Origin of the sequence: Rhodococcus olei, from assembly GCF_039540555.1 — a bacterium.
Taxonomy (GTDB): domain Bacteria; phylum Actinomycetota; class Actinomycetes; order Mycobacteriales; family Mycobacteriaceae; genus Rhodococcus_G; species Rhodococcus_G olei.
Genome location: NZ_BAABFB010000018.1, coordinates 19,867 through 40,063, shown reverse-complemented (window position 1 = coordinate 40,063; position 20,197 = coordinate 19,867). Strand labels below are relative to the sequence as shown.

Annotated in this window: 19 protein-coding genes and 1 pseudogene; 7 read left to right on the top strand and 13 right to left on the bottom strand. The window is 71.3% G+C overall.

The window, feature by feature from the left end:
• Window positions 1–65 precede the first annotated feature (65 nt).
• Entirely contained in the window at window positions 66–359 is a 294-nt protein-coding gene (locus tag ABD951_RS03290; RefSeq protein WP_345342099.1) for a hypothetical protein, read from the top strand.
• Between the two features lie 178 nt (window positions 360–537).
• Here the strand turns inward: ABD951_RS03290 and ABD951_RS03285 are convergent, their stop codons facing one another.
• The 5 genes from ABD951_RS03285 to ABD951_RS03265 all read right to left on the bottom strand — a co-directional run bounded on the left by ABD951_RS03285 (window position 538) and on the right by ABD951_RS03265 (window position 6,614).
• Window positions 538–2,094 (bottom strand): amino acid permease, encoded by a 1,557-nt coding sequence (locus ABD951_RS03285; protein ID WP_345342097.1) that lies wholly within the window; start codon window positions 2,092–2,094, stop codon window positions 538–540.
• Between the two features lie 127 nt (window positions 2,095–2,221).
• Complete coding sequence (gene manA, locus ABD951_RS03280; protein WP_345342095.1) at window positions 2,222–3,445, bottom strand: mannose-6-phosphate isomerase, class I; 1,224 nt, start codon at window positions 3,443–3,445, stop codon at window positions 2,222–2,224.
• Entirely contained in the window at window positions 3,446–4,582 is a 1,137-nt protein-coding gene (locus ABD951_RS03275) for a tobH protein (RefSeq protein ID WP_345342092.1), read from the bottom strand.
• 130 nt (window positions 4,583–4,712) lie between these two features.
• Complete coding sequence (locus ABD951_RS03270) at window positions 4,713–6,089, bottom strand: phosphomannomutase/phosphoglucomutase (RefSeq protein ID WP_345342090.1); 1,377 nt, start codon at window positions 6,087–6,089, stop codon at window positions 4,713–4,715.
• Between the two features lie 147 nt (window positions 6,090–6,236).
• Window positions 6,237–6,614, bottom strand: coding sequence for a DUF3499 domain-containing protein (locus ABD951_RS03265; RefSeq protein ID WP_345342089.1), 378 nt, complete (start codon window positions 6,612–6,614; stop codon window positions 6,237–6,239).
• Between the two features lie 81 nt (window positions 6,615–6,695).
• Between ABD951_RS03265 and ABD951_RS03260 the strand changes: the two genes are divergently transcribed.
• Complete coding sequence (locus ABD951_RS03260) at window positions 6,696–7,181, top strand: metallopeptidase family protein (protein WP_345342087.1); 486 nt, start codon at window positions 6,696–6,698, stop codon at window positions 7,179–7,181.
• Window positions 7,182–7,298: 117 nt separating this feature from the next.
• Here ABD951_RS03260 and ABD951_RS03255 read toward each other — a convergent pair whose 3' ends face one another.
• Window positions 7,299–7,532: a WhiB family transcriptional regulator gene (locus ABD951_RS03255; protein WP_345342229.1), complete on the bottom strand. Its 234-nt coding sequence runs from the start codon at window positions 7,530–7,532 to the stop codon at window positions 7,299–7,301.
• A 517-nt stretch (window positions 7,533–8,049) separates the two neighbouring features.
• Between ABD951_RS03255 and cofD the strand changes: the two genes are divergently transcribed.
• Genes cofD through ABD951_RS03240 form a run of 3 tightly spaced genes read left to right on the top strand, consistent with a single transcriptional unit; the run spans window position 8,050 to window position 10,944 of the window.
• A complete protein-coding gene (cofD, locus tag ABD951_RS03250; RefSeq protein ID WP_345342085.1) occupies window positions 8,050–9,009 on the top strand; it encodes a 2-phospho-L-lactate transferase in 960 nt (319 codons plus the stop codon).
• On the top strand, window positions 9,006–10,379 hold the full coding sequence (locus ABD951_RS03245) for a coenzyme F420-0:L-glutamate ligase (RefSeq protein WP_345342083.1): 1,374 nt from the start codon (window positions 9,006–9,008) through the stop codon (window positions 10,377–10,379). The genes cofD and ABD951_RS03245 overlap by 4 nt, the downstream gene beginning before the upstream one ends.
• Window positions 10,380–10,392: 13 nt before the next feature.
• Window positions 10,393–10,944, top strand: a complete 552-nt coding sequence (locus ABD951_RS03240) for an NUDIX hydrolase (RefSeq protein WP_345342081.1) — start codon at window positions 10,393–10,395, stop codon at window positions 10,942–10,944.
• 72 nt (window positions 10,945–11,016) lie between these two features.
• Here ABD951_RS03240 and ABD951_RS03235 read toward each other — a convergent pair whose 3' ends face one another.
• Window positions 11,017–11,892 carry an alpha/beta fold hydrolase gene (locus ABD951_RS03235; RefSeq protein WP_345342079.1) on the bottom strand — a complete coding sequence of 292 codons (876 nt, stop codon included), beginning with the start codon at window positions 11,890–11,892 and terminating at the stop codon, window positions 11,017–11,019.
• 93 nt (window positions 11,893–11,985) lie between these two features.
• Here ABD951_RS03235 and ABD951_RS03230 point away from each other — a divergent pair, with 93 nt between their 5' ends.
• Complete coding sequence (locus tag ABD951_RS03230) at window positions 11,986–12,477, top strand: MarR family winged helix-turn-helix transcriptional regulator (protein ID WP_345342077.1); 492 nt, start codon at window positions 11,986–11,988, stop codon at window positions 12,475–12,477.
• A 673-nt stretch (window positions 12,478–13,150) separates the two neighbouring features.
• On the opposite strand, the gene ABD951_RS03225 is transcribed toward ABD951_RS03230, so the two are convergent.
• Window positions 13,151–14,338: a 4-hydroxybenzoate 3-monooxygenase gene (locus tag ABD951_RS03225; protein WP_345342075.1), complete on the bottom strand. Its 1,188-nt coding sequence runs from the start codon at window positions 14,336–14,338 to the stop codon at window positions 13,151–13,153.
• Window positions 14,339–14,507: 169 nt separating this feature from the next.
• Window positions 14,508–15,224 (bottom strand): IclR family transcriptional regulator, encoded by a 717-nt coding sequence (locus tag ABD951_RS03220; protein WP_345342227.1) that lies wholly within the window; start codon window positions 15,222–15,224, stop codon window positions 14,508–14,510.
• Window positions 15,225–15,407: 183 nt separating this feature from the next.
• Between ABD951_RS03220 and ABD951_RS03215 the strand changes: the two are divergent.
• Window positions 15,408–16,220: pseudogene (locus ABD951_RS03215) on the top strand (MFS transporter); the annotation flags it as partial.
• A 55-nt stretch (window positions 16,221–16,275) separates the two neighbouring features.
• On the opposite strand, the gene ABD951_RS03210 reads toward ABD951_RS03215, so the two are convergent.
• The 4 genes from ABD951_RS03210 to rfbD form a co-directional block, all read right to left on the bottom strand.
• Window positions 16,276–17,052 (bottom strand): SGNH/GDSL hydrolase family protein, encoded by a 777-nt coding sequence (locus ABD951_RS03210; protein ID WP_345342073.1) that lies wholly within the window; start codon window positions 17,050–17,052, stop codon window positions 16,276–16,278.
• Between the two features lie 79 nt (window positions 17,053–17,131).
• On the bottom strand, window positions 17,132–18,247 hold the full coding sequence (manB, locus tag ABD951_RS03205; protein WP_345342071.1) for a mannose-1-phosphate guanylyltransferase: 1,116 nt from the start codon (window positions 18,245–18,247) through the stop codon (window positions 17,132–17,134).
• A 1-nt stretch (window position 18,248) separates the two neighbouring features.
• Complete coding sequence (locus ABD951_RS03200; protein ID WP_345342069.1) at window positions 18,249–19,127, bottom strand: glycosyltransferase family 2 protein; 879 nt, start codon at window positions 19,125–19,127, stop codon at window positions 18,249–18,251.
• A 10-nt stretch (window positions 19,128–19,137) separates the two neighbouring features.
• Complete coding sequence (gene rfbD / locus ABD951_RS03195) at window positions 19,138–19,995, bottom strand: dTDP-4-dehydrorhamnose reductase (protein ID WP_345342067.1); 858 nt, start codon at window positions 19,993–19,995, stop codon at window positions 19,138–19,140.
• Window positions 19,996–20,197 lie beyond the last annotated feature (202 nt).

The window sequence follows — 20,197 nt, the reverse complement described above, 5'->3', positions numbered from 1 at the left end:
AAGAGACCGGAAGGACGGGAAGAGGCGGGCGCACGGCGGCAACCGTCGAGAACACGCACGGGACGATGGCGATCACATCCGCGCCGCAGCACTCGTCGCGGCCCGGACGGGGTCGGTCGGTGTCGGCGCCCGGGCGCGACCGAGCCACGGCGATGCCCCCGTGCGGCCGGCGTCGGCTGCTCGGGGGCATCTCGAGGGAGGCGGTCGCGGCCACGGACCCGGATCCGATCGTGGCGGTCGACGACGTCGACACCACCGTGTTCGCCCCGACGGTGTTGCACGCCGCGGACCGGACGGACCGGATGCTGCCCCGGCAGGACGTGACCACCGGGACAGGCGCACGGTTGGCCGACCGCTGACGGTCGCCCGATCAGATCGCGAAGGTCGAGGACCCGTTCACGGTCGCGGCGCGAGCACCCCCGGGACGACGGCCGTCCCGGCCCGAGCCCTGCCGGACGGCAGCGTCCGCGCGTTCAGGCCGGCCGCGTGGTCACGACCGGCCGCGTGGTCACGACCGGCCGACCCCGGGTTCGCGCGTCAGTGGCCCCGGTGCCGTGGTTCGTCGGGGCCGCCGAGGTGGTCGAGCGCCTCCGACGCCAGGCCGGGACGGGGCCGCTGCCGCTTCCCGACCAGCGAGTGCCGGTAGCCGTAGGAGAAGTACACGACGATGCCGATCGCCATCCAGACCACGAATCGGATCCACGTCTCGACCGACAGGTTGAGCATCAGCCACAGGCAGGCGAGAACGGCCAGGATCGGGATCAGCGGGACCAACGGCACCCGGAACCCCCGCGGCAGGTCGGGCCGGGTGCGGCGCAGGATGATGACGCCGACGCAGACCAGGACGAACGCGAACAGGGTGCCGATGTTGACCATCTCCTCGAGGGTGCCCATCGGGAAGAAGGCGGCCAGCGAACCGGAGATCACACCGACGACGACGGTGACGCGGACGGGGGTTCCGTGCTTGCCGGTGTGCGAGAGCGGACGCGGCAGCAGCCCGTCGCGCGACATCGCGAACGCCACCCGGGTCTGGCCGAGCAGCATCACCATCACGACCGTGGTGAGACCGGCCAGGGCGCCGAGGTTGATCACCCACTGCGCCCAGGTGATGCCGTGGAACTTGAAGGCGGTCGCCAGTGTCGAACTGTCGCCGGCCAGTTCGGTGTACGACACCATGCCGGTGAGCACGAGGGTGACCGCCACGTAGAGGACGGTGACGATCGCGAGCGAGCCGAGGATGCCCCGCGGCAACGCCTTCTGCGGATTCTTCGTCTCCTCGGCCGTCGTCGCGACGACGTCGAATCCGATGAACGCGAAGAACACCAGCGACGCGGCGGCGAGCAGCCCGTACCAGCCGAACGTGCTGCCACCCGCACCGGTCAGGAACGAGAACAGCGACTGGTGGATGCCCTCCCCGGTGTCACCGGGCTGCGACGGCGGAATGTACGGCGAGTAGTTCGACCCGGTGATGTAGAAGGCGCCGACGACGATCACCAGCAGCACCACCCCGACCTTGATCGCGGTGATCGCGGCGGACACGCGCGACGACAGTTTGGTTCCGGTGGCCAGCAGCGCCGTCAGGGCCGCGATCAGCAGCACCGCGCCCCAGTCGAATTTGACGACGCCGACGTGCACCACCGTGGATTCGACGCCGATCACGTCGGCGAGGTACAGCGACCACCCCTTCGCGACGACCGACGCGGCGAGCGCGAACTCGAGGATCAGGTCCCAGCCGATGATCCACGCGACGAATTCGCCGAACGTCGCGTACGAGAAGGTGTAGGCACTGCCCGCGACCGGCACGGTCGACGCGAACTCCGCGTAGCAGAGGGCCGCGAGTCCACACGCGATCGCGGCGAGCACGAAGGCCAGCGACACCGACGGCCCCGCCACGTTGCCTGCGGTCCGGGCGGTGAGGGTGAAGATGCCGGCGCCGACGACGACCGCGACACCGAAGACGGTCAGGTCCCAGGCGGTGAGGTCCTTGCGGAGTTTGCTGTCGGGTTCGTCGGTGTCGGCGATCGACTGCTCCACCGACTTCGTCCGGAACACTCCGGTGTTCCGGTCACGGCCGGATCGCTCGTGCACTGTCATGACTGCCTCCTCGACACCTGATACGGGTCGAGCCTATTGCCCCCAGGCACGGGTCCCGCGAATTTCCCTTGTGATGGCGGCATCGATTCGGCAACACCGCTGCACCGAGGCCGTGCCGGCCGCCGGCTCAGCCGACGGTCGCGCTGAACAACTGCGCCGACCCGGCTCGCGTGCTGACCGTGACCGCCGGATCCACGGCCGCGATCCAGGCGGACTGGCCCCGCTCGAGAACCAGGTGCTCGTCGCCGCAGCGAAGGGTGACGGATCCGGCGGTGCACAGCAGGATCCGCGGACCCGGCCGCCGGAGCTCGGCGTCCGGACACCCGGGTGTCAACTCGATCCGGGACAGCGCGAACTCCGGGGCGGGGGTGGCGTAGACGTACACCGGGTCACCGGGCCCCGCGGCCGACGCGGTGCGCGCCGGCCCGGTCAGCGGCTCGAAGTCCAGGACCCGCAGGAGTTCCGGCACGTCGACGTGTTTGGGCGTCAGACCGCCGCGCAGCACGTTGTCGGAGTTCGCCATCACCTCGACGCCGAGTCCGTGCAGGTACGCGTGCAGGTTTCCGGCCGCCAGGTACAGGCCCTGCCCCGGTTCGAGCGTGATCCGGTTGAGCAGCATCGAGGCGAGGACACCGGCGTCGCCGGGGTACGACTCACCGAGCCCGAGCACCGTCCGGATCTCGCGGGCGTACACCCGGGACTCGGCCGGCCCCGACAGGTAGCGCACACACCCCTCGAGGATCTGGGGCAGCAGCGTGCCCAGCGCCGGCGGTGGCAGCGTGATCCAGGTGGTGAACAACGCCCGCAGGCCCGAGGAGTCCGGCTGCCCCTCGAGCAACGCGATGTAGTGCTCGAGGGCCGGCACGTCCAACGCACGCAGCAGGTCGACGGTGCGGTGCGGGTCCCGGAACCCGGCGAGGGCCTCGAACCTGGTCAGCGCGACCACGAGTTCCGGTTTGTGGCTGTCGTCGCGGTAGTTGCGGATCGGCGAGTCGAGCGGGATTCCGGCGGCCTCCTCGCGGGTGAAGCCCTCCTTCGCCTGCGCGGCACTGGGATGCGCCTGCAGCGACAGCGGCTCCTCGGCGGCGAGCAGCTTGAGCAGGAACGGCAGCCGGTCGCCGAACCCGGCGCGGGCGCGGGTGCCGAGCTGACCGACCGGGTCCGCTGCGATGGCGTCGAGCAGCGAGACCGTCGACTCGCCGACCTGCAGACCGGACGGATTCGCGGGGTGCGCGCCGAGCCACAGTTCGGCCTCGGGGTGATTGGACGGAACCGGTCGGCCGCACAGTTCGGCGATGGCGGTGCGCGATCCCCAGGCATACGTGCGGAGCGCGCCGTGAAGCAGATGCACTTATCGCCCACCGATCAGTCGCAGGTACACGGCCGCCATCTCGAGGCGCACGGCCGTGACCGCCAACTGTTCCGTCTCGGTGCGCTCCCCCTGCGCGGGACCACTCACGGTCCGACCCGTCATCTCACGATCCCCCGTTTCCAGTTCGTCGACTTCTTCGGCCGCCGAGACCATGTCGGCGTCGGGCAGCGCCGCGATCCGCGGTGCGGTCGCCGCCCGCGACTGCGCCGTCGCCAGCACGAGGACGCGCGTCGGCGCCACCGGCGCCGGTCCGTCCAGCTCCTCGTCGTGGAAGATCGGGTCGTAGCCGGGCGACGCCTGGGCACCGGACCCGGACAGCAGCGACGCCGACGCGAGCACGTCGGACAGGTCGGCGGCCGTCGCCACGACTCCGGCGGTCCGCAGCAGCATCTCGGCGCCGTGGCCGGCGAGCACCGTCGTCGCCGGGCCGTCGCCCGCGAACACGACCCGACGGCCCTGCATCCGCATCGCGAGCGCCTTCGCCGGGTTGTGGAACACCTCCGCGGACGGGTGATTGCGGGCGGCCTCCGCGTCGAGCAGTTCGGCGAGGGCGGCCAGGTCCGGGATCGCGGCCGCGGACCGGCCCGATTCGAGCGCGCCGACGACCGCCAGCCCGACGGCCAGGTACCGCAGGAACCCGTGCCGGTCGGGTACCGGGACCCGCGGTGGCAGCAGCGTCCCACGGCCCGCGGCCGCGGCCTGCAACGGTCCCTCGGCCGGTGCCGCGACGACGAGTTCGGCGCCGCGCCGCAACGCGGAGTCCGCGGCGGCGACCAGCCGCGGATCGCCGGGGTCGTCACCGGCGGCGACGACGACGTCGAGGGACCCCAGCCACGGCGGCACCGACGGCAACCGCAGGATCGGCACTCCGAGCCGGGGGCCCACCGCGGCGGCGAGCAGCGCCGCGGCCCTGCCGGCCCGGCCGCCGGAGGTCACCAGGACGACGCTGCGCGGACGCAGGTCGCGGATCCGGTCGAGGGCACCCTCGGCGACCGCTTCGGCGACGGACCGGACCTGGGCCCCACCGAGCGCGGCGGCCCGCATCGCACCGTCGGTGTCCGCGGCGGCGACGCCGTCGACGTCATCGAGATCGAGAAGGGGTGACGGAGCCGTCATGGCAACCTTCCTTTCTCGTAACCGCCCGGGCACTCGGCCCTGTCGACGCAGCCCGGTCGAACCATTCTCGCACCGCGGGCCCTGCGGGTGTCCTCCTCACCTGCGCTTCGTTCCAGCGCCCGGCATGGGATCAGGCGCGCACCACGGCGAGCACCTCGGCCACCAGGGCGTCGACGCCCTCCTGCGTGCGTGCTTCGACGTTGAGGCGCAGCAGCGGCTCGGTGTTCGAGGCACGCAGGTTGAACCAGGCGCCGTCCCCGAGGTCCACCGTCACGCCGTCCAGCCGGTCGACGTTCGCGGTGCGGTCGGCGAACGCCGCCAGCACCGCCTCGGTCCGCTCGGCCGCGTCGGCGACGGTGGAGTTGATCTCACCGGACGCGGCGTAGCGGGTGTAGCCGGCCATCAGCTCGGACAGCGGCTTGTCCTGCTCGCCGAGCGCGGCCAGCACGTGCAGCGCCGCGAGCATCCCCGAGTCGGCGCCCCAGAAGTCGCGGAAGTAGTAGTGCGCCGAGTGCTCGCCGCCGAACACCGCACCGGTCTCGGCCATCTGCTGCTTGATGAACGAGTGCCCGACCCGGGTCCGGACCGCGGTGCCGCCGAGCTCCGAGACCAGCTCGGGCACCGCCCGTGAGGTGATCAGGTTGTGGATGATCGCGGCGCCCGGCTCCTTGGCGAGTTCCCGCTGCGCGACGAGCGCGGTCACCGCCGACGGCGACACCGGGTCACCCAGCTCGTCGACCACGAAGCAGCGGTCGGCGTCGCCGTCGAACGCCAGACCGAGATCGGCGCCGGTCGCCCGGACGTGCGCCTGGAGGTCGACGAGGTTCTTCGGATCCAGCGGGTTCGCCTCGTGGTTCGGGAAGGTGCCGTCCAGTTCGAAGAACAGCGGCTCGGTCGTCAGCGGCAGCCCGTCGAAGACGGCCGGCACGGTGTGCCCGCCCATGCCGTTGCCGGCGTCGACGGCCACCCTCAGCGACCGGATCCCGGACAGGTCGACCCGTCCGCGCAGGAACTCGGCGTACTCGCCGAGCACGTCCTGTTCGGTGACGGTGCCTGCGGGACCGCCGTGGCCGGGCACTCCCGCGATCACCTCGTCCGCGATGGTGCGCAGTCCGGTGTCCTGACCGACCGGCTTGGCGCCGGCGCGGCACAACTTGATGCCGTTGTAGCGGGCCGGATTGTGGCTGGCCGTGAACATCGCGCCCGGGCAGTCGAGCAGGCCCGACGCGAAGTACAGCTGGTCGGTGGACGCGAGTCCGATCATCACGACGTCGAGGCCCTGCGCGGTGACGCCCTCGGCGAATGCGGCGGCCAGTTCCGGCGACGACGACCGCATGTCGTGCCCGATCACGACGCGGGTGGCGCGGCTTGCCGAGTCGTCACGGACCAGGCGGGCGAACGAACCGGCGACGTCGCGCACGAAGTCGCTGTCGAGTTGCTCCCCGACGATGCCGCGGACGTCGTATGCCTTGATCAGGGCATGGACGGATTCGGCGGTTCGTGCCACTGTTGTTCTCCTCGTTCGGGACGGGGTGTCGGTCGAGCGCTCACGGGCGCCGTCTCGATCCGCGACACCGTGCCCCGAACACCCTAGTGCCCCGGCGGAGCCGACCGCCCAACCGCCGATCGAGCGCGTCGCTTCCGAACGGGGGACTCAGTTGTCCGGGTCGGGCAATACCCGCAGGTGGCCCCGGCGACCGGTCCGCGCCGTCATCGACGAGGGCACCGGCAGGTCACCGGTGTGTGCGTCGACACGTTCACCGCGTCCGGCCTCCCGGACCGCTTCCGCCAGCGCTGTCAGGTCGTCCTCGTCCGGGGTCGGGCTGGAGAATCCGCCCTCGTACCGAACGAGCTCCCACCCCTTGGGGGCGGTGATCCGGGACGCGTGCGACTCGCACAGGTCCCAGGAGTGCGGCTCGTCCACGGTGGCGAGCGGGCCGACGACCGCGGTCGAATCGGAATAGACGTACGTCAGGGTCGCAACGGCGGGGTTCTTGCACCCGGGCCGGCAGCATCGACGCAGTCCTCTCACGAGTGAGAGGGTAGCGCGCCGCTCCCCCGTCGCGTACTCGGACACACCGATCGATGTTCGGCGTCGGTAGCATCGACAGTTATGCGCAGAGCCCGACCACTGACCTCCCGTTCGGCGGCGCGGCGGGGTCGCGGCATTCGCGGCCCCCTCCTGCCGCCGAGCGTGCCGGCGTGGCGTACCCGCGCCGAGCGGTTCGACATGCTGGTACTCGAGGCGTTCGCGCCGATCGACGCGCGCTGGCACGACCGCATCACCAAGCTCGACATCGCCGTCGACGAGGTGCCGAAAATCCGTGCGCTGGACCCGGATTCGGTGACATGGCCCCCCGAGGTGGTCGCCGAGGGGCCGGTCCCGCTGTCTCGGCTGGTCCCCGCCGGCGTGGACCGCCACGGGAACGCGACGCGCGCACGGCTCGTGCTCTTCCGCCGGCCGTTGGAGTTGCGCGCGAAACGCCAGGAGGACCTCGTCGATCTGTTGAACGAGGTTCTCGTCCGGCAGGTCGCGACGTACCTCGGGGTGGACCCCGAGGTCATCGACCCCGACCTGCCCGACGAGCCGGGCGAGTGACCACCGCTCGATCCGCCGACCGTCACGCACCCGGTCGGCGGATCGAGAACACGTCGGTCACTCGCCCAAATTGCGCCCGAAAAGCATACGCGCCGAACCTCTTCGAGATTCGGCGCGTCAGACGATGCCCCGCTTGAGGCGGCGACGCTCCCGTTCGGAGAGTCCGCCCCAGATTCCGAACCGCTCGTCGTTCGCGAGCGCGTACTCGAGGCACTCGTCGCGGACCTCGCAGCCCAGGCAGATCCTCTTGGCCTCCCGGGTCGATCCGCCCTTCTCCGGGAAGAACGCCTCGGGGTCGGTCTGTGCACACAGTGCGCGGTCCTGCCACTGATCCTCGACGGCCTCGAACATCGCATCGAAGCCGCCCGTGATCAGGCTCAGGATCGGGCGATCGACATCTCGTTCACCCTGTGACTGGCAGACGCCCCCCGCTGCGCCCGCCCTGGAATCGGTCTGCGGTTCGTAGTCAAGCGCGCTCAGATGAGCCACCGACCCATTGTGCTGATTGAGCATCCGTTCCGCCCTCCTCACCTTTGATAGCGCAGAACTTTCTGAACAGTTGAAATTGCCTCCCCGACAATGCCTTTCCGCTCAACCCCCGCACTCCCACCCCAATGGGAACACTCGTTCGAATTCGGGCCCACCACCGTCGTTCCCGTGTGGTGACCGCGGAATGACATACCTGTGATTACACACGGACCACTGGACAGGGTCAAGCCGTGGAGGGATTTGCCTACCACCACCGCGAACGGATCCACCCCCATCGCACGTTCCCGCGCGTCAACGGCGTGTCGCGGATCCGTCACGCGACCCCGGGCCGGGTGGGTGCACCGCTCCGCCCGGAGCGGGACGCCTAGGCTCTTGGACTGTGAAGGTCACAGTATTGGTCGGCGGGGTGGGCGGCGCACGTTTCCTCCAGGGGGTACGCGGTCTGCTGTCGGAGTCGGACGAGGTCACCGCGGTCGTCAACGTCGGCGACGACGTGTGGATGCACGGGCTGCGAATCTGCCCCGATCTCGACACGTGCATGTACACGCTGGGCGGCGGCATCGACCCCGAGCGCGGGTGGGGCCATGTCGGCGAAACGTGGAATGCCAAGGAGGAACTGGCCGCGTACGGCGCGAAGCCGGACTGGTTCGGCCTCGGCGACCGCGACATCGCCACCCACCTGATCCGGTCGCAGATGCTGCGGACGGGCTTCCCGCTGTCCGCGGTGACCGAGGCGCTGTGCAACCGCTGGCAGCCGGGCGTGCGGCTGCTGCCGGTGACCGACGACCGCAGCGAAACCCACGTGGTCGTCACCGATCCCGAGGACGGCGAGCAGCGCGCGATCCACTTCCAGGAGTGGTGGGTGCGCTACCGCGCCCAGATCGAGACGCACAGCTTCGCGCACATCGGCGCCGACACCGCGACGCCGGCGCCGGGAGTCCTCGAGGCACTCTCCGAGGCCGACGCGATCCTGCTGGCACCGTCGAACCCGGTGGTGAGCATCGGCGCGATCCTCGCGGTGCCCGGCATCCGCGGCGCTCTGCGCACCGGCCGCGCGAAGGTCGTCGGACTGTCGCCGGTCATCGACGGAAAGCCGTTGCGCGGCATGGCCGACGAGTGCCTCGAGGTGATCGGCGTCGAGACCTCGGCGGAGGCGATCGGACGCCACTACGGCGCCCGATCGGCCACCGGCATCCTCGACGGCTGGCTGATCCACGACACCGACACCGCCGACGTGCCGGGGGTCGACGTCGAGGCCGTGCCGCTGCTGATGACCGACCCGGAGACCACCGCGGAGATGGCCCGCGCCGCGCTGCGCCTGGCGGGTGTCGACCTGTGACCACCGGGGTCGGCAACCACGGCACCGAGTTCGGCGACCACGGCGCCGGCGCGAGCATCGAGATCCTCCCCGTTCCGGGGCTTCCGGAGTTCCGCCCCGGTGACGACCTCGCCGCCGCCCTCGCCGGTGCCGCACCGTGGCTGCGCGACGGCGACGTGCTGATCGTCACCAGCAAGATCGTCTCGAAGGTCGAGGGCCGAATCGTGCCCGCCCCCACCGATCCGGAGGAACGCGACGCGGCCCGACGGGCGCTCGTCGACCAGGAGGCGGTGCGGGTGCTCGCCCGGAAGGGGCGCACGCTGATCACCGAGAACAGGCTCGGGATCGTGCAGGCCGCATCCGGCATCGACGGTTCGAACGTCAACCCGGCCGAACTCGCCCTGCTGCCCGAGGACCCGGATGCGAGCGCGCGGGATCTGCGTGCGCGCCTCGCCGAGTTGCTCGGCGTCCGCGTCGCCGTCGTGATCACCGACACGATGGGCCGGGCGTGGCGCAACGGCCAGACCGACGCCGCGATCGGGTCCGCGGGCGTCCCGGTGCTGCACGGCTACGCCGGCTCCGTCGACGCCCAGGGCAACGAGCTGATGGTCACGTCGGTCGCCGTGGCCGACGAGCTCGCCGCGGCCGGCGACCTCGTCAAGGGCAAGACCGGCAGCCTGCCGGTCGCGGTCGTGCGCGGGGCGGCCCTCGCCGACGACGGTTCGAGCGCGTCGGACCTGATCCGCCGGGGCGAGGAGGACCTGTTCTGGCTGGGCACCGACGAGGCGCTCGCCCAGGGCCGCGGCGAGGCCCTGTTGCTGCGCCGGTCGGTGCGGGAGTTCACCTCCGAATCCGTTGACCCGCAGTCGGTCCGGGACTCGATCGCCGACGCGTTGACCGCACCGGCGCCGCACCACACCCGTCCGGTGCGGTTCGTGTGGGTGCGGACACCCGACGTCCGCCGCCGGCTGCTCGCCGCGATGCGGGAGCGGTGGCGCGCCGACCTCACCGCGGACGGGCTCGCCGAGCAGGCGATCGCCCGGCGTCTCGACCGCGGCAACATCCTGTTCGACGCCCCGGAGGTGGTGATCCCGTTCTGCGTGCCGGACGGCGCCCACTCGTACCCGGATGCCGCCCGTGCCGCGGCCGAGCAGACGATGTTCACCGTCGCCGCCGGCGCCGCCGTGCAGGGACTGCTGGTCGCGCTGGCCACCAGGGGTGTCGGCAGTTGCTGGATCGGGTCGACGATCTTCGCCGCGGACGTGGTGCGCGCCGAACTCGGGCTGGGTGACGACTGGCAGCCGCTCGGCGCGGTCGCGATCGGACATCCGGCCGAGGCGCTGTCGCCGCGACCGCCGGTGGTTCCCGGCGAGTTGCTGGTGGAGCGGTGAGCGCGGTGATGTCGTGAGTGCACAGTCGCTGCACCGGTCCGCGCACGCCGCGCTGACCGGGTGGCGGACGCCGAGCGAGGCGGACGAGTCGTTGCGGCACACGATGCTCGCGTTCCTGGACGCGGCACCGCTCGGGTGCCTGCGTGAGCACGAGCCGGGGCACATCACCGCGTCCTCGCTGGTGCTCACCGAGGACGCCGCGCAGGTGCTGCTGACACTGCACCCCAGGGTGGGCCGGTGGATTCAGCTCGGCGGGCACTGCGAACCGGGCGACGACACGGTAGTCGACGCGGCGCTGCGCGAGGCCACCGAGGAGTCGGGCGTCGACGGGCTGCACATCGACCCCGTCCTGCTGTCCGCGCACACCCACCCGATCACCTGCTCGCTCGGAAAACCGACCCGGCACCTGGACCTCCGGTTCCTGGTGTGGGCGCCCGTCGGCGCCGAACCGGTGCGCAGCGCCGAGTCGACCGACCTGCGCTGGTGGCCCGTCGACGCCCTCCCGGACACCGCGGAGAAGGAGACGATCGACCACCTGGTCGCGCTCGCCCGACTGCGGCGGTGACCGCGTCCGCGCCGTCGGGCGGGCGGGGCGCGAAGGTGGTGCTTCGCGTCGTCGGCGGACCTCGCCGAGCTCCTACCGGTCGAGCGCCGCGACCAGTGCGGCGTTGAACTCGGCCGCCGGGTACATCGGCACGGTGTGGTGCGTGGCGCCATCCAGCGTGATCACGTCCACCCGCGGGAACCTCGTCGCGATGGTCACTCCGAGGGTCCCGCTGTCGTGCACCTTGCTCCGGCCGGCGAGGACGACCGTCGTGTCGACGTCGAGCGCGTCGAGAGCAGCACGTCCGGGACGCTTCGGGACCACGGTCTTCGACTTCGGGAAGTGCGCCGCACCACGGGACATGAGCTCCAACCAGTCCGCGTCGACTTCCTGCCCGTTCGTCTCCCACCGAATGAAGTCGCGTTGACGCTTCTCGGTCGGACACAGGAGGAGCGGAGCCGCGCGGGCGAGATACTGCGCCCGCATTCCGGCGAAGCACGAATTGGGGTCGATCAGCACCAGCTTTCGAATCCGATCCGGAGCGCGGAGCGCGTAGGCGAGTGCGACCATCCCGCCGTACGAGTGACCGACGAGACCGAACGTGCCGAGTCCGGCACCCGCGACGACCGTGCCGAGCCAGGACATCAGGTCGTCGACCGAACGCACCGGTCTGCCCGCGATGCTGCGTCCCGCATCCCCGATCCGGTCCACCGCGTGGACCCTGAATCGCTCGGCGAGCGCAGCCACGTTCGCGAACCACACCGTCGATGTCGCCCCGGCACCGGGCAACAGCACGACGGACGGCGCACCGACCGGCCCGCACATGTTCACGCGAGTGGTCCCGTACTCCGATGCCAGATCGATGGTGTCCACCTCGCCCGGCCACTTCCCGAGCACACGGTCGTAGGCACCGTGGAAGGCCGCGCCTTCGCCGGTGGCGGCGAACTCGAGGGCTGACTGCCGACCCATTCGAACCCCTCGCAATAGCTCGATACGTCGAGATACTCGACGTGTCGAGATAGTAGGCTGCCAACAGCAGGGTTGTCGAGATCGGAGACCGCAATGAAGGAAGGGCATTCATCTGCCGACGGAGCGCCGAACACGGTTCATCGTCTGCGCGCGCTGGTTGTCGAATTGCATCTGCTTGCGGCGGAATTCGCCCGGATCAACAACCTCCACCCCACCGATCTCCGGGCGTTGATCTGCCTTCTCGATGCAGAGCGCTGCGGCCGGGCCGCAACGCCGACCTGGCTCCGGGAGCAGTTGCACCTGAACTCCGCGTCCGTGACCGCCCTGATCGACCGCCTGGACAAGTCGGGTTACGTCAAACGCGTGCGCGACGAGAAGGACCGCCGGCGGGTACGGATCGATGTCACCCCCGCCGCCGTCGAGCTGGGCTGGACCTTCTTCGGCCCGGTGATCACGCACGCAACCGCAGCCACCGAGAAGTACGGCTCCCGCGACCGGAGGGCGATCGACACGTTCCTCGAGGACATGCTCGGCGCGGTCGACGCCGCGAAAGCGAGTCGGGCGCCCGACACGACACGTCGGTAGCGCCGGGAACGTTGGCCAGCGATTTCGATCACGAATATTGTTGAGCAGCAATAGAACCCCATTGAATTCGAACTGGCGTTCGAGTACCGTTGGTGCATGGACGTTGACGACCATCTGCGCGGCTGCCGTGGTGATCGAGCCGACCGCAGCGTCGAGGGTCGCCCGACCCGCCGCGGTGCCGCCCTGCGGATCGAGCCGGTACATGGCGGCCACGACCGCACGCTGGGCACTCACCAGGGGATGCGCGGTCAGTGCGGCGACCGACTGCTCGAACGCCAGCTGCGCGGGGGTGTCGAGCTCCCCCTCGGGCGCGAAGGATCGATCACATCCGCTCTCCGGGGCCGCTCCGGACACTCCCGGTCGCCACACCTCCCGTCGGCAGTGCATCCAGCGGACCCGCCCCCCGCCGGTGCGGGCGCTCAGATGCCGACAACCGCCACCATCAGTCCCGCTGTCGCCACACGTCTGCCTGTGAGCACGGATTGCCTCCTCGAAGTCGGGGCCGGATCGACCACCTGGACGTCGCCGCGAGCAAAACACCGGCCGCCGGATCACCGTGACTCGAGTCTCATTCTCCGGGAGTGCGGGCCTCGATCACATCGCGGACGCAGAGGGCGACCGAAGCTGGTGCAATCACCGCTCGACACAAGACAATTCGACTCCGTGACGAGGGTCAGCCGAGCGGCGTGCCCACGTAGTTCTCGGCGATCAGCGTGCGCCCCGCGACGGAGCGGGTCACCATGTCCAGCTCGGCGACCTGGCGCCGCTGGTCGAAACCGGACGCGTCGGGCAGCCGGTGCAGCATCGACGACATCCACCACGAGAAGTGCTGGGTGCGCCAGATCCGCGGCAGCACGGTCTCGGTGTATCCGTCGAGCCGGCCGCGGTGGCCGGTCTCGATGAACTCGGCCATGCCCTTCGACAGGACGTAGACGTCCGCGACCGCGAGGTTCAGCCCCTTCGCACCGGTCGGCGGGACGGTGTGCGCGGCGTCGCCGGCGAGGAAGAGGTTGCCGTGCTGCATCGGCTCGCACACGAAGCTGCGGAACTGCAGGATCGACTTCTCGAAGATCCGGCCGTCCTTGATCTCCGCGCCCTCACCGTCGACGCGGGCGTGCAGTTCCGACCAGATCCGGTCGTCGGACCAGTTGTCCACCGAGTCGTCCGGATCGACCTGCAGGTAGTGCCGCTGCACCTGCGGCGTGCGGGTGCTGATGAGCGCGAAGCCGCGCGGATGGTTGGCGTAGATCAGTTCCTCCGACGACGGCGGCGCCTCCGCGAGGATGCCGAACCAGGCGAACGGGTACTGCCGGAAGTGGTCCGTGCGGACCGCGGGCTCGGGAATCAGCTTGCGGGTCCTGGTGCGGGAGCCGTCGCACCCGGCGACCAGCGCGCACCGCACGGTGTGCGGGTTGCCGTCGGCGTCGGTGTAGGTGATGGACGGGTTGTCGGAGGTGTGGTCGTGCACCTCGACATCGGAGACGCCGAACCGGATGTCGCCGCCGTCCGCGAGCCGCTTGGCGATCAGATCCACGAGCACCTCGTGCTGCGGGTAGACGGTGACCGCGCGCCCGTCCGTGAGTTCGTCGAACGCGATGCGGTGGCCGCGTCCGCCGAAGCGCAGCTCGATGCCGTGGTGTTCGAGGCCCTCGGCCTTGACCCGGTCACCCAGACCCGTCTCGACCATCAGGTCGACGGTGTTCTGTTCGAGCACGCCCGCGCGGATGGTGCCCTCCACCTCGTCCCGGGTCCGGGCCTCGAGCACGACCGATTCGATGCCCCGCAGGTGCAGGAGGTGCGAGAGCATCAGTCCGGCGGGGCCGGCGCCGACGATGCCGACCTGGGTGCTCGAGTGCGTCATTCGTGAACTCCTTGTCAATGCGCGATCCTTGTCAATGCGCGATCCGCGGTCAACGCGTGATCCGTGGCCACGACCACGACGTGATCGCCAACACTGTCGCGCGTACCTCCGGCCCCGCGGAATGCCGACTTTCACTCAGTGAAAGACGAACTCCACCCCACCGGCCGGGTCAGGCGAGACCACGCGAGATGCCCAGCGCCGCGGCCCGCAGCGCCGGGACCAGCGGCGCCGGATCCTCCGCGACCCCGACGACCACCGAGATCGAGGCGACCACCGCGCCGGTGCGGCGCAGGATCGGCGCCGCCACCGCGAGCGTGCCGAGGTTGAGGTGCTCGCGGCAGACGACGAAGCCGGTGCGGCGGATCTCGTCGAGCACCTGCCGCAGCCGGTGTTCGGTGGTGATGGTGCTCGGGGTGAATCGCTCCAGGCCGGCAGCGAGGACGGCGTCGAGCAGGTCCGGCCCGCCGTGCGCGAGCAGCACCAGCCCGCCGCTCGACGCGTGCAGCGGAAGCCGGCCGCCGGCCCGGCCGACCACGGCCACCGCACCGCGGGCGGAGATCCGCTCGATGTAGAGCGCCTCCGTTCCCTCGCGGACGACCAGCTGGACGTTCTCGTGGGTGGCCTCGTAGAGGTCCTCGAGGTACGGCATCGCCACCTGCCGCAGCCCGTGCGCACGCGGCGCCAGTGCGCCCAGCTCCCACAGCCGGACACCGATCTCGTACCGGCCGTCGGCGCCGCGCACCAGCGCCCCCTGCTCGACGAGCTGCGCACAGAGCCGATGCACGGTCGGCAGCGGCAGACCGGTCCGGCGACTCAGATCCGACTGGGTCTGCCGCGGCCGGTCCACCGAGAAGCAGTTCAGGACACCGAAGGCCCTGCCGAGCATGCTGCGGTCGGGGCCGCTCGCGTCGTTCACTCCCCCAGTGTCGCGGCCCCGTCGCCGCGCGCGAGGCCCGAGTCGCGGATTCGGCCGGTCCGGTCGTTGTTTGACATTCGGCTGTGACCGACCCAACAATGGGCCGGTTCCCATCTTGAACGATTGTTCGTATAGCGAACGCCACTCGGCAGCGCCACCGCGGCCCTGGCCATCGTGCTCATCGACCCGCTCGGCTGGCACGCGATGTTCGTCGTGGGCGCCCTGCCCGCGCTGGTCCTGGTGCCACTGATGATCAAGCACCTGCCGGAGTCGCCCGCGTACCTGCTCGCCCGCGGGCGCCGCGCGGAGGCCGCGGAGATCGCCGAGCGGTACGGCCTCGTCCTCGACGAGGCCCCCACCGGCTCGACGGCCCCCGCACCCACCCGACCCGCCCGCCAACTGTTCTCGCCGAGGTTCCTGCGCAACAACGTCGCGATCTGGGTGGCCTCGTTCATGGGTCTGCTGCTCGTCTACGGCCTGAACACGTGGCTGCCGACGATCATGCGCGAGGCCGGCTACGACCTCGGCGCCGCGCTGACGCTGCTGCTCGTCCTCAACGCGGGCGCGGTCGTCGGACTGCTGGTCGCCGGTGGCGTCGCGGACCGGATCGGTCCCCGCACCGCCTGCATCGCGTGGTTCGCCGCCGCCGCCGTGTTCCTCGCGCTGCTCAGCGTCAAGGTCTCGTTCGGCATCTACGTGCTGGTGTTCCTCGCCGGCTGCTTCGTCTTCAGTGCGCAGGTGCTGGTGTACGCGTTCACCAGCGCGAGCCACCCGGCGAGCATCCGCGCCACCGCCCTGGGCTGGTCGGCGGGCGTCGGCCGCATCGGTGCCATCTGCGGGCCGCTGCTCGGCGGACTGCTCCTCGACACCGGACATGTCGTCCCGTGGGGCTTCTACGCCTTCGCGCTGGTGGGGCTGCTCGGTGCGGTCGCGATGGCGTCGAGCCGCGCGGTCGACTTCGGCTGACCCTCCCCCGGACGGCGACGCCGCCCGGGCGGCGGCGTCCGCGTCGTCGGCGGCCTCACCCGATCGGGGCCAGCTCGGGTCGTCGGGCGGCGATGTGGTCGCCCGACGACCGGCCGGTCAGCCGCCGCCCGATCCACGGCAACAGGAACTCGCGACGCCAGGTGGACTCGATCTTCTTCTGTTCGACCTTGCCGCGGACCGGCGCCGGCCCCAGATCGGGTGCCGCCAGCTCGTGCGGCACCCCGAGCGCGTCGAGGACTTCGACGGCCATCCGCTGGTGGCCGGCGGTGGACATGTGCAGGCGATCCCAGTCCCACATGCGGTCGTCGTCGTAGCCGTCGAACCGCCAGAAGTCGACGAGCGTCGCGCCGTGGCGTTCGGCGACCTCGCGGACCAGTTCGTTGTAGATCGCGGTGCGGCCGCGGAACATCCGGAACACCGCGTCCCACCCGGCGTCGTACGCGGTCCAGATCGCGACGGTCGCCCCGGCCGCGGTCAGCGCGGCGACCGCGGTGTCGTAGCGGGCGACGAGGGCGTCGATGTCGACGGACGGGCGCATCATGTCGTTGCCGCCCGCGTAGATCGTCACCAGGTCGGGCGACATCGCCAGCGCCGCGTCCAGCTGGTCGTCGAGGACCTGCCCGAGCAGCTTGCCGCGCACCGCGAGGTTCGCGTATCCGAAGTCGTCGGTGCGCGTGGCGAGCTGCTCGGCGACCCGGTCGGCCCACCCGCGCAGCCCGTTCGGCCGCTCCGGTGCCGGGTCGCCGAGACCCTCGGTGAACGAGTCGCCGAGGGCGACGTAGCGATGGAAGACAGGTCCCGACGTACTCACGGGATCCCATCCTGCCAGCGTGCGACCGCTCACAGCCGACCGGGTTGCATGACGCAACACGAACCCGCCGACCGACGGGTCACACGTCGGTGGAGAACCGGACCCCGCCGTCGGGCAGCGTGACCCCCGGCCACACCCGGGCTCCACGCAGCAGTTCGCAGCGCGCGCCGATGTCGGCGCCGTCGCCGATCACCGCGTCCCGCACCAGCGCCCGCGGTCCGATCCGGGCGCCGAACCCGATGATCGACCGCTCGACCGTCGCGCCGGCCTCGACGACCGCGCCGTCGAACAGGACCGCTCCGTCGAGGCGCGCCCCGGCCCCGACCTCGGCGCCCCGCCCGACCACCGTCCCGCCGATCAGCACCGCGCCCGGCGCGATCCCCGCGCCCGGGTGCACCAGCGATTCGCCCCGCGGACCCTCCAGCGCCGGTGACGGCGCGATGCCGCGCACCAGGTCCGCCGAGCCGCGCACGAAGTCCTCGGGGGTGCCCATGTCGCGCCAGTAGGCGGCATCCACGTGACCGAACACCCGGCGGCCGTCGGCGAGCAGGCCCGGGAAGACCTCCCGTTCCACCGAGACCGGCCGACCCGCCGGGATCTTCTCGATGATCTCGCGCTTGAACACGTAGCAGCCGGCGTTGATCTGGTCGGTCGGCGGATCCTGCGTCTTCTCCAGGAAGTCGGTGACCCGGCCGTCCTGATCGGTGGGCACGCACCCGAAGGCGCGCGGGTCGCCGACCCGCACCAGGTGCAGGGTCACGTCCGCTTCGGTCCGGTCGTGCGTCTCGAGCACCGCGCGCAGGTCGGTGCCGCCCAGCACGTCGCCGTTGAAGACCACGACGTTGTCGGCACGCAGCTTCGGCAGCACGTTGCGGATGCCGCCGCCGGTTCCGAGCGGTTCGGTCTCGGTGACGTACTCGATCTCGAGCCCGAGGTCGGAGCCGTCGCCGAAGTGTTCCTCGAACACCTCCGCCTTGAACGACGTGCCCAGGACCACGTGGGTGATGCCCGCCGCCTTGATCCGGGCCAGCAGATGGGTCAGGAACGGCAGTCCCGCCGTCGGCAGCATCGGCTTGGGCGCGGAGAGGGTCAGCGGCCGCAGCCGGGTCCCCTTGCCGCCCACCAGGATCACCGCGTCCACGGCTCCGGCGCCCGGAGCCACGGCGGCGTCGCCCGTCATCGCACCGTTCGTCATGTCAGTTCCCCTCGTCCTTCGCCCTGCCTCGTACGGCCGCCGCAACGGCCAGTTTCGATCGCACCGCCAGGCCCCCCTTGAGTGCCCAGCGCACCGGCGCCTGCCACCAGTGCGGGTGGCGGTCCGCCTGGAATCGGTACGCGCTCGCGTGATGCGCCGGCAGCATCAGCTCCGGATGCCGTCCCGCCGCATGGCCTTTCGCGTGGGTGACCTCCGCCGACGGCACGTACACGTTGTGCCAGCCGGCCCGGCCGAGCCGGTCCCCGAGGTCCACGTCCTCCATGTACATGAAGTACCGGGAGTCGAATCCGCCGATCGAGTCGAACGCGGCCCGTCGCACCAGCAGGCACGACCCCGACAGCCAGCCCACCGACCGCTCCGAGATCTGTTCGTCCTCCTGCCGGTACCGCTGCGTCCACGGGTTCGACGGCCACACCGTGCCGAGCACGGCGTGCGCGGCACCCGACACCAGTCCCGGGACGTGCCGCGCCGACGGGTACACGCTGCCGTCCGGCTCGAGGACGAGCGGTCCGAGCGCACCGGCACGGGGCCATCGTGCCGCCGCCTTCAGCAGCTCGTCGATCGACCCGGCACCCCAGCGAATGTCGGGGTTGGCGACGACGACGAACTCCGCCGACGGGTCGATCTCGGCGACCGCCCGGTTGATCGCGCCGCCGTAGCCGATGTTGCCTCCGGTCCGCAGCAGCCGGACGTTGGCGTACTCCTGTTCGGCGGCCTCGGGCGCACCGTCGGTGGACCCGTTGTCGGCGAGGATGACCTGCGTCGACAGCTCGGTCGCGTCCTCGAGGGTGTCCAGGAATCCCCGGAGATGGTCGCCGGGTGAGAAGGTCACCGTCACCACGGCCAGCTGCGAACTCACGCGAGTCACCCTAGCCGTACGCGGGCGGCAGCTCCGCCAAGGCCACGTCGAGCGCGGCCGTCCACGGCCGCAGCGGGGTCAGGCCCGCGGCCGCCCACGACGCCGGCGACAGCACCGAATACGCAGGCCGGGGGGCCGGACGCGGGAACCGGTCGGTGGTGCAGGGCCGCACCCGGTCCGGGTCGGCCCCGACCCCGGCGAACACGGCCCGCGCGAGGTCGAACCAGCTGGCCCGGCCCGCGTTGGTGGCGTGCAGCACCCGCCCGCGCACCCGCGGCCGGGTCGCGAGTTCGAGCAGCGCGTCGGCCAGATCCCCGGCGTACGTCGGCGAGCCGACCTGGTCGTCGACGACGTCGACGGTGTCCCGGTCCCGTTCCAGCCGCAGCATCGTGGCGACGAAGTCGGACCCGGTTCCGGTGTACACCCAGGCGGTACGCACCACGACGGCGGACGGGTCCGCCGCCAGCACGGCCCGCTCCCCGGCCAGCTTGGTCCGGCCGTAGACGGTGCGCGGACCGGTCGGGGCGTCGACGTCGTAGGGCGCGGACGCGTCGCCGGCGAAGACGTAGTCGGTGGACACGTGCACCAGCCGCGCACCGGCGCGGGCCGTGGCCTCCGCCAGGATTCGCGGCCCGGTCACGTTCCCGGCCGTCGCGGCGGCCTCGTCGGTCTCGGCGGCGTCGACGGCGGTGTAGGCGGCGCAGTTGAGCACCACCGCGCCCGGCTCGACCGCGTCCCGCACCGCGTCCGGGTCGGTGATGTCCAGGTCGGCCGAGGTGAGACCGCGAACGGGCAGTCCGTCCGCCGCGCGGCGGGTCAGCTGCGTCCCGAGCTGCCCACCGGCGCCGGTCACGAGGATGTTCGTCACACCTGAAAGTCTGGCACGCCGGTTCCGGGTCACCCTGATGCCGGAGGTTCGCCAGTAGCCTGGTCCCCGAGTACGAAATGCGGGAGAGGTGAAGGGGCAGCGTTTGCCGGACAACAGGGCGCGGGGTGATCGGCGACCCGACCGGTCGGCGACGAGCGGTGACCGTTCGCGGCCCCGGGACGGGGAGCGGTCCCGGCCTCGG

Excerpts from the sequence above, each read along its gene's own strand:
- ABD951_RS03260 (WP_345342087.1), top strand. The coding sequence starts at position 6,696 with ATGCGCAGAGCCCGACCACTGACCTCCCGTTCGGCGGCGCGGCGGGGT.
- ABD951_RS03255 (WP_345342229.1), bottom strand. The coding sequence starts at position 7,532 with ATGTTCGAGGCCGTCGAGGATCAGTGGCAGGACCGCGCACTGTGTGCA.
- ABD951_RS03290 (WP_345342099.1), top strand. The coding sequence starts at position 66 with ATGGCGATCACATCCGCGCCGCAGCACTCGTCGCGGCCCGGACGGGGT.
- ABD951_RS03275 (WP_345342092.1), bottom strand. The coding sequence starts at position 4,582 with ATGACGGCTCCGTCACCCCTTCTCGATCTCGATGACGTCGACGGCGTC.
- ABD951_RS03285 (WP_345342097.1), bottom strand. The coding sequence starts at position 2,094 with ATGACAGTGCACGAGCGATCCGGCCGTGACCGGAACACCGGAGTGTTC.
- ABD951_RS03225 (WP_345342075.1), bottom strand. The coding sequence starts at position 14,338 with ATGACGCACTCGAGCACCCAGGTCGGCATCGTCGGCGCCGGCCCCGCC.
- manB (WP_345342071.1), bottom strand. The coding sequence starts at position 18,247 with ATGACGAACGGTGCGATGACGGGCGACGCCGCCGTGGCTCCGGGCGCC.
- ABD951_RS03230 (WP_345342077.1), top strand. The coding sequence starts at position 11,986 with ATGAAGGAAGGGCATTCATCTGCCGACGGAGCGCCGAACACGGTTCAT.
- ABD951_RS03220 (WP_345342227.1), bottom strand. The coding sequence starts at position 15,224 with ATGCTCGGCAGGGCCTTCGGTGTCCTGAACTGCTTCTCGGTGGACCGG.
- ABD951_RS03235 (WP_345342079.1), bottom strand. The coding sequence starts at position 11,892 with ATGGGTCGGCAGTCAGCCCTCGAGTTCGCCGCCACCGGCGAAGGCGCG.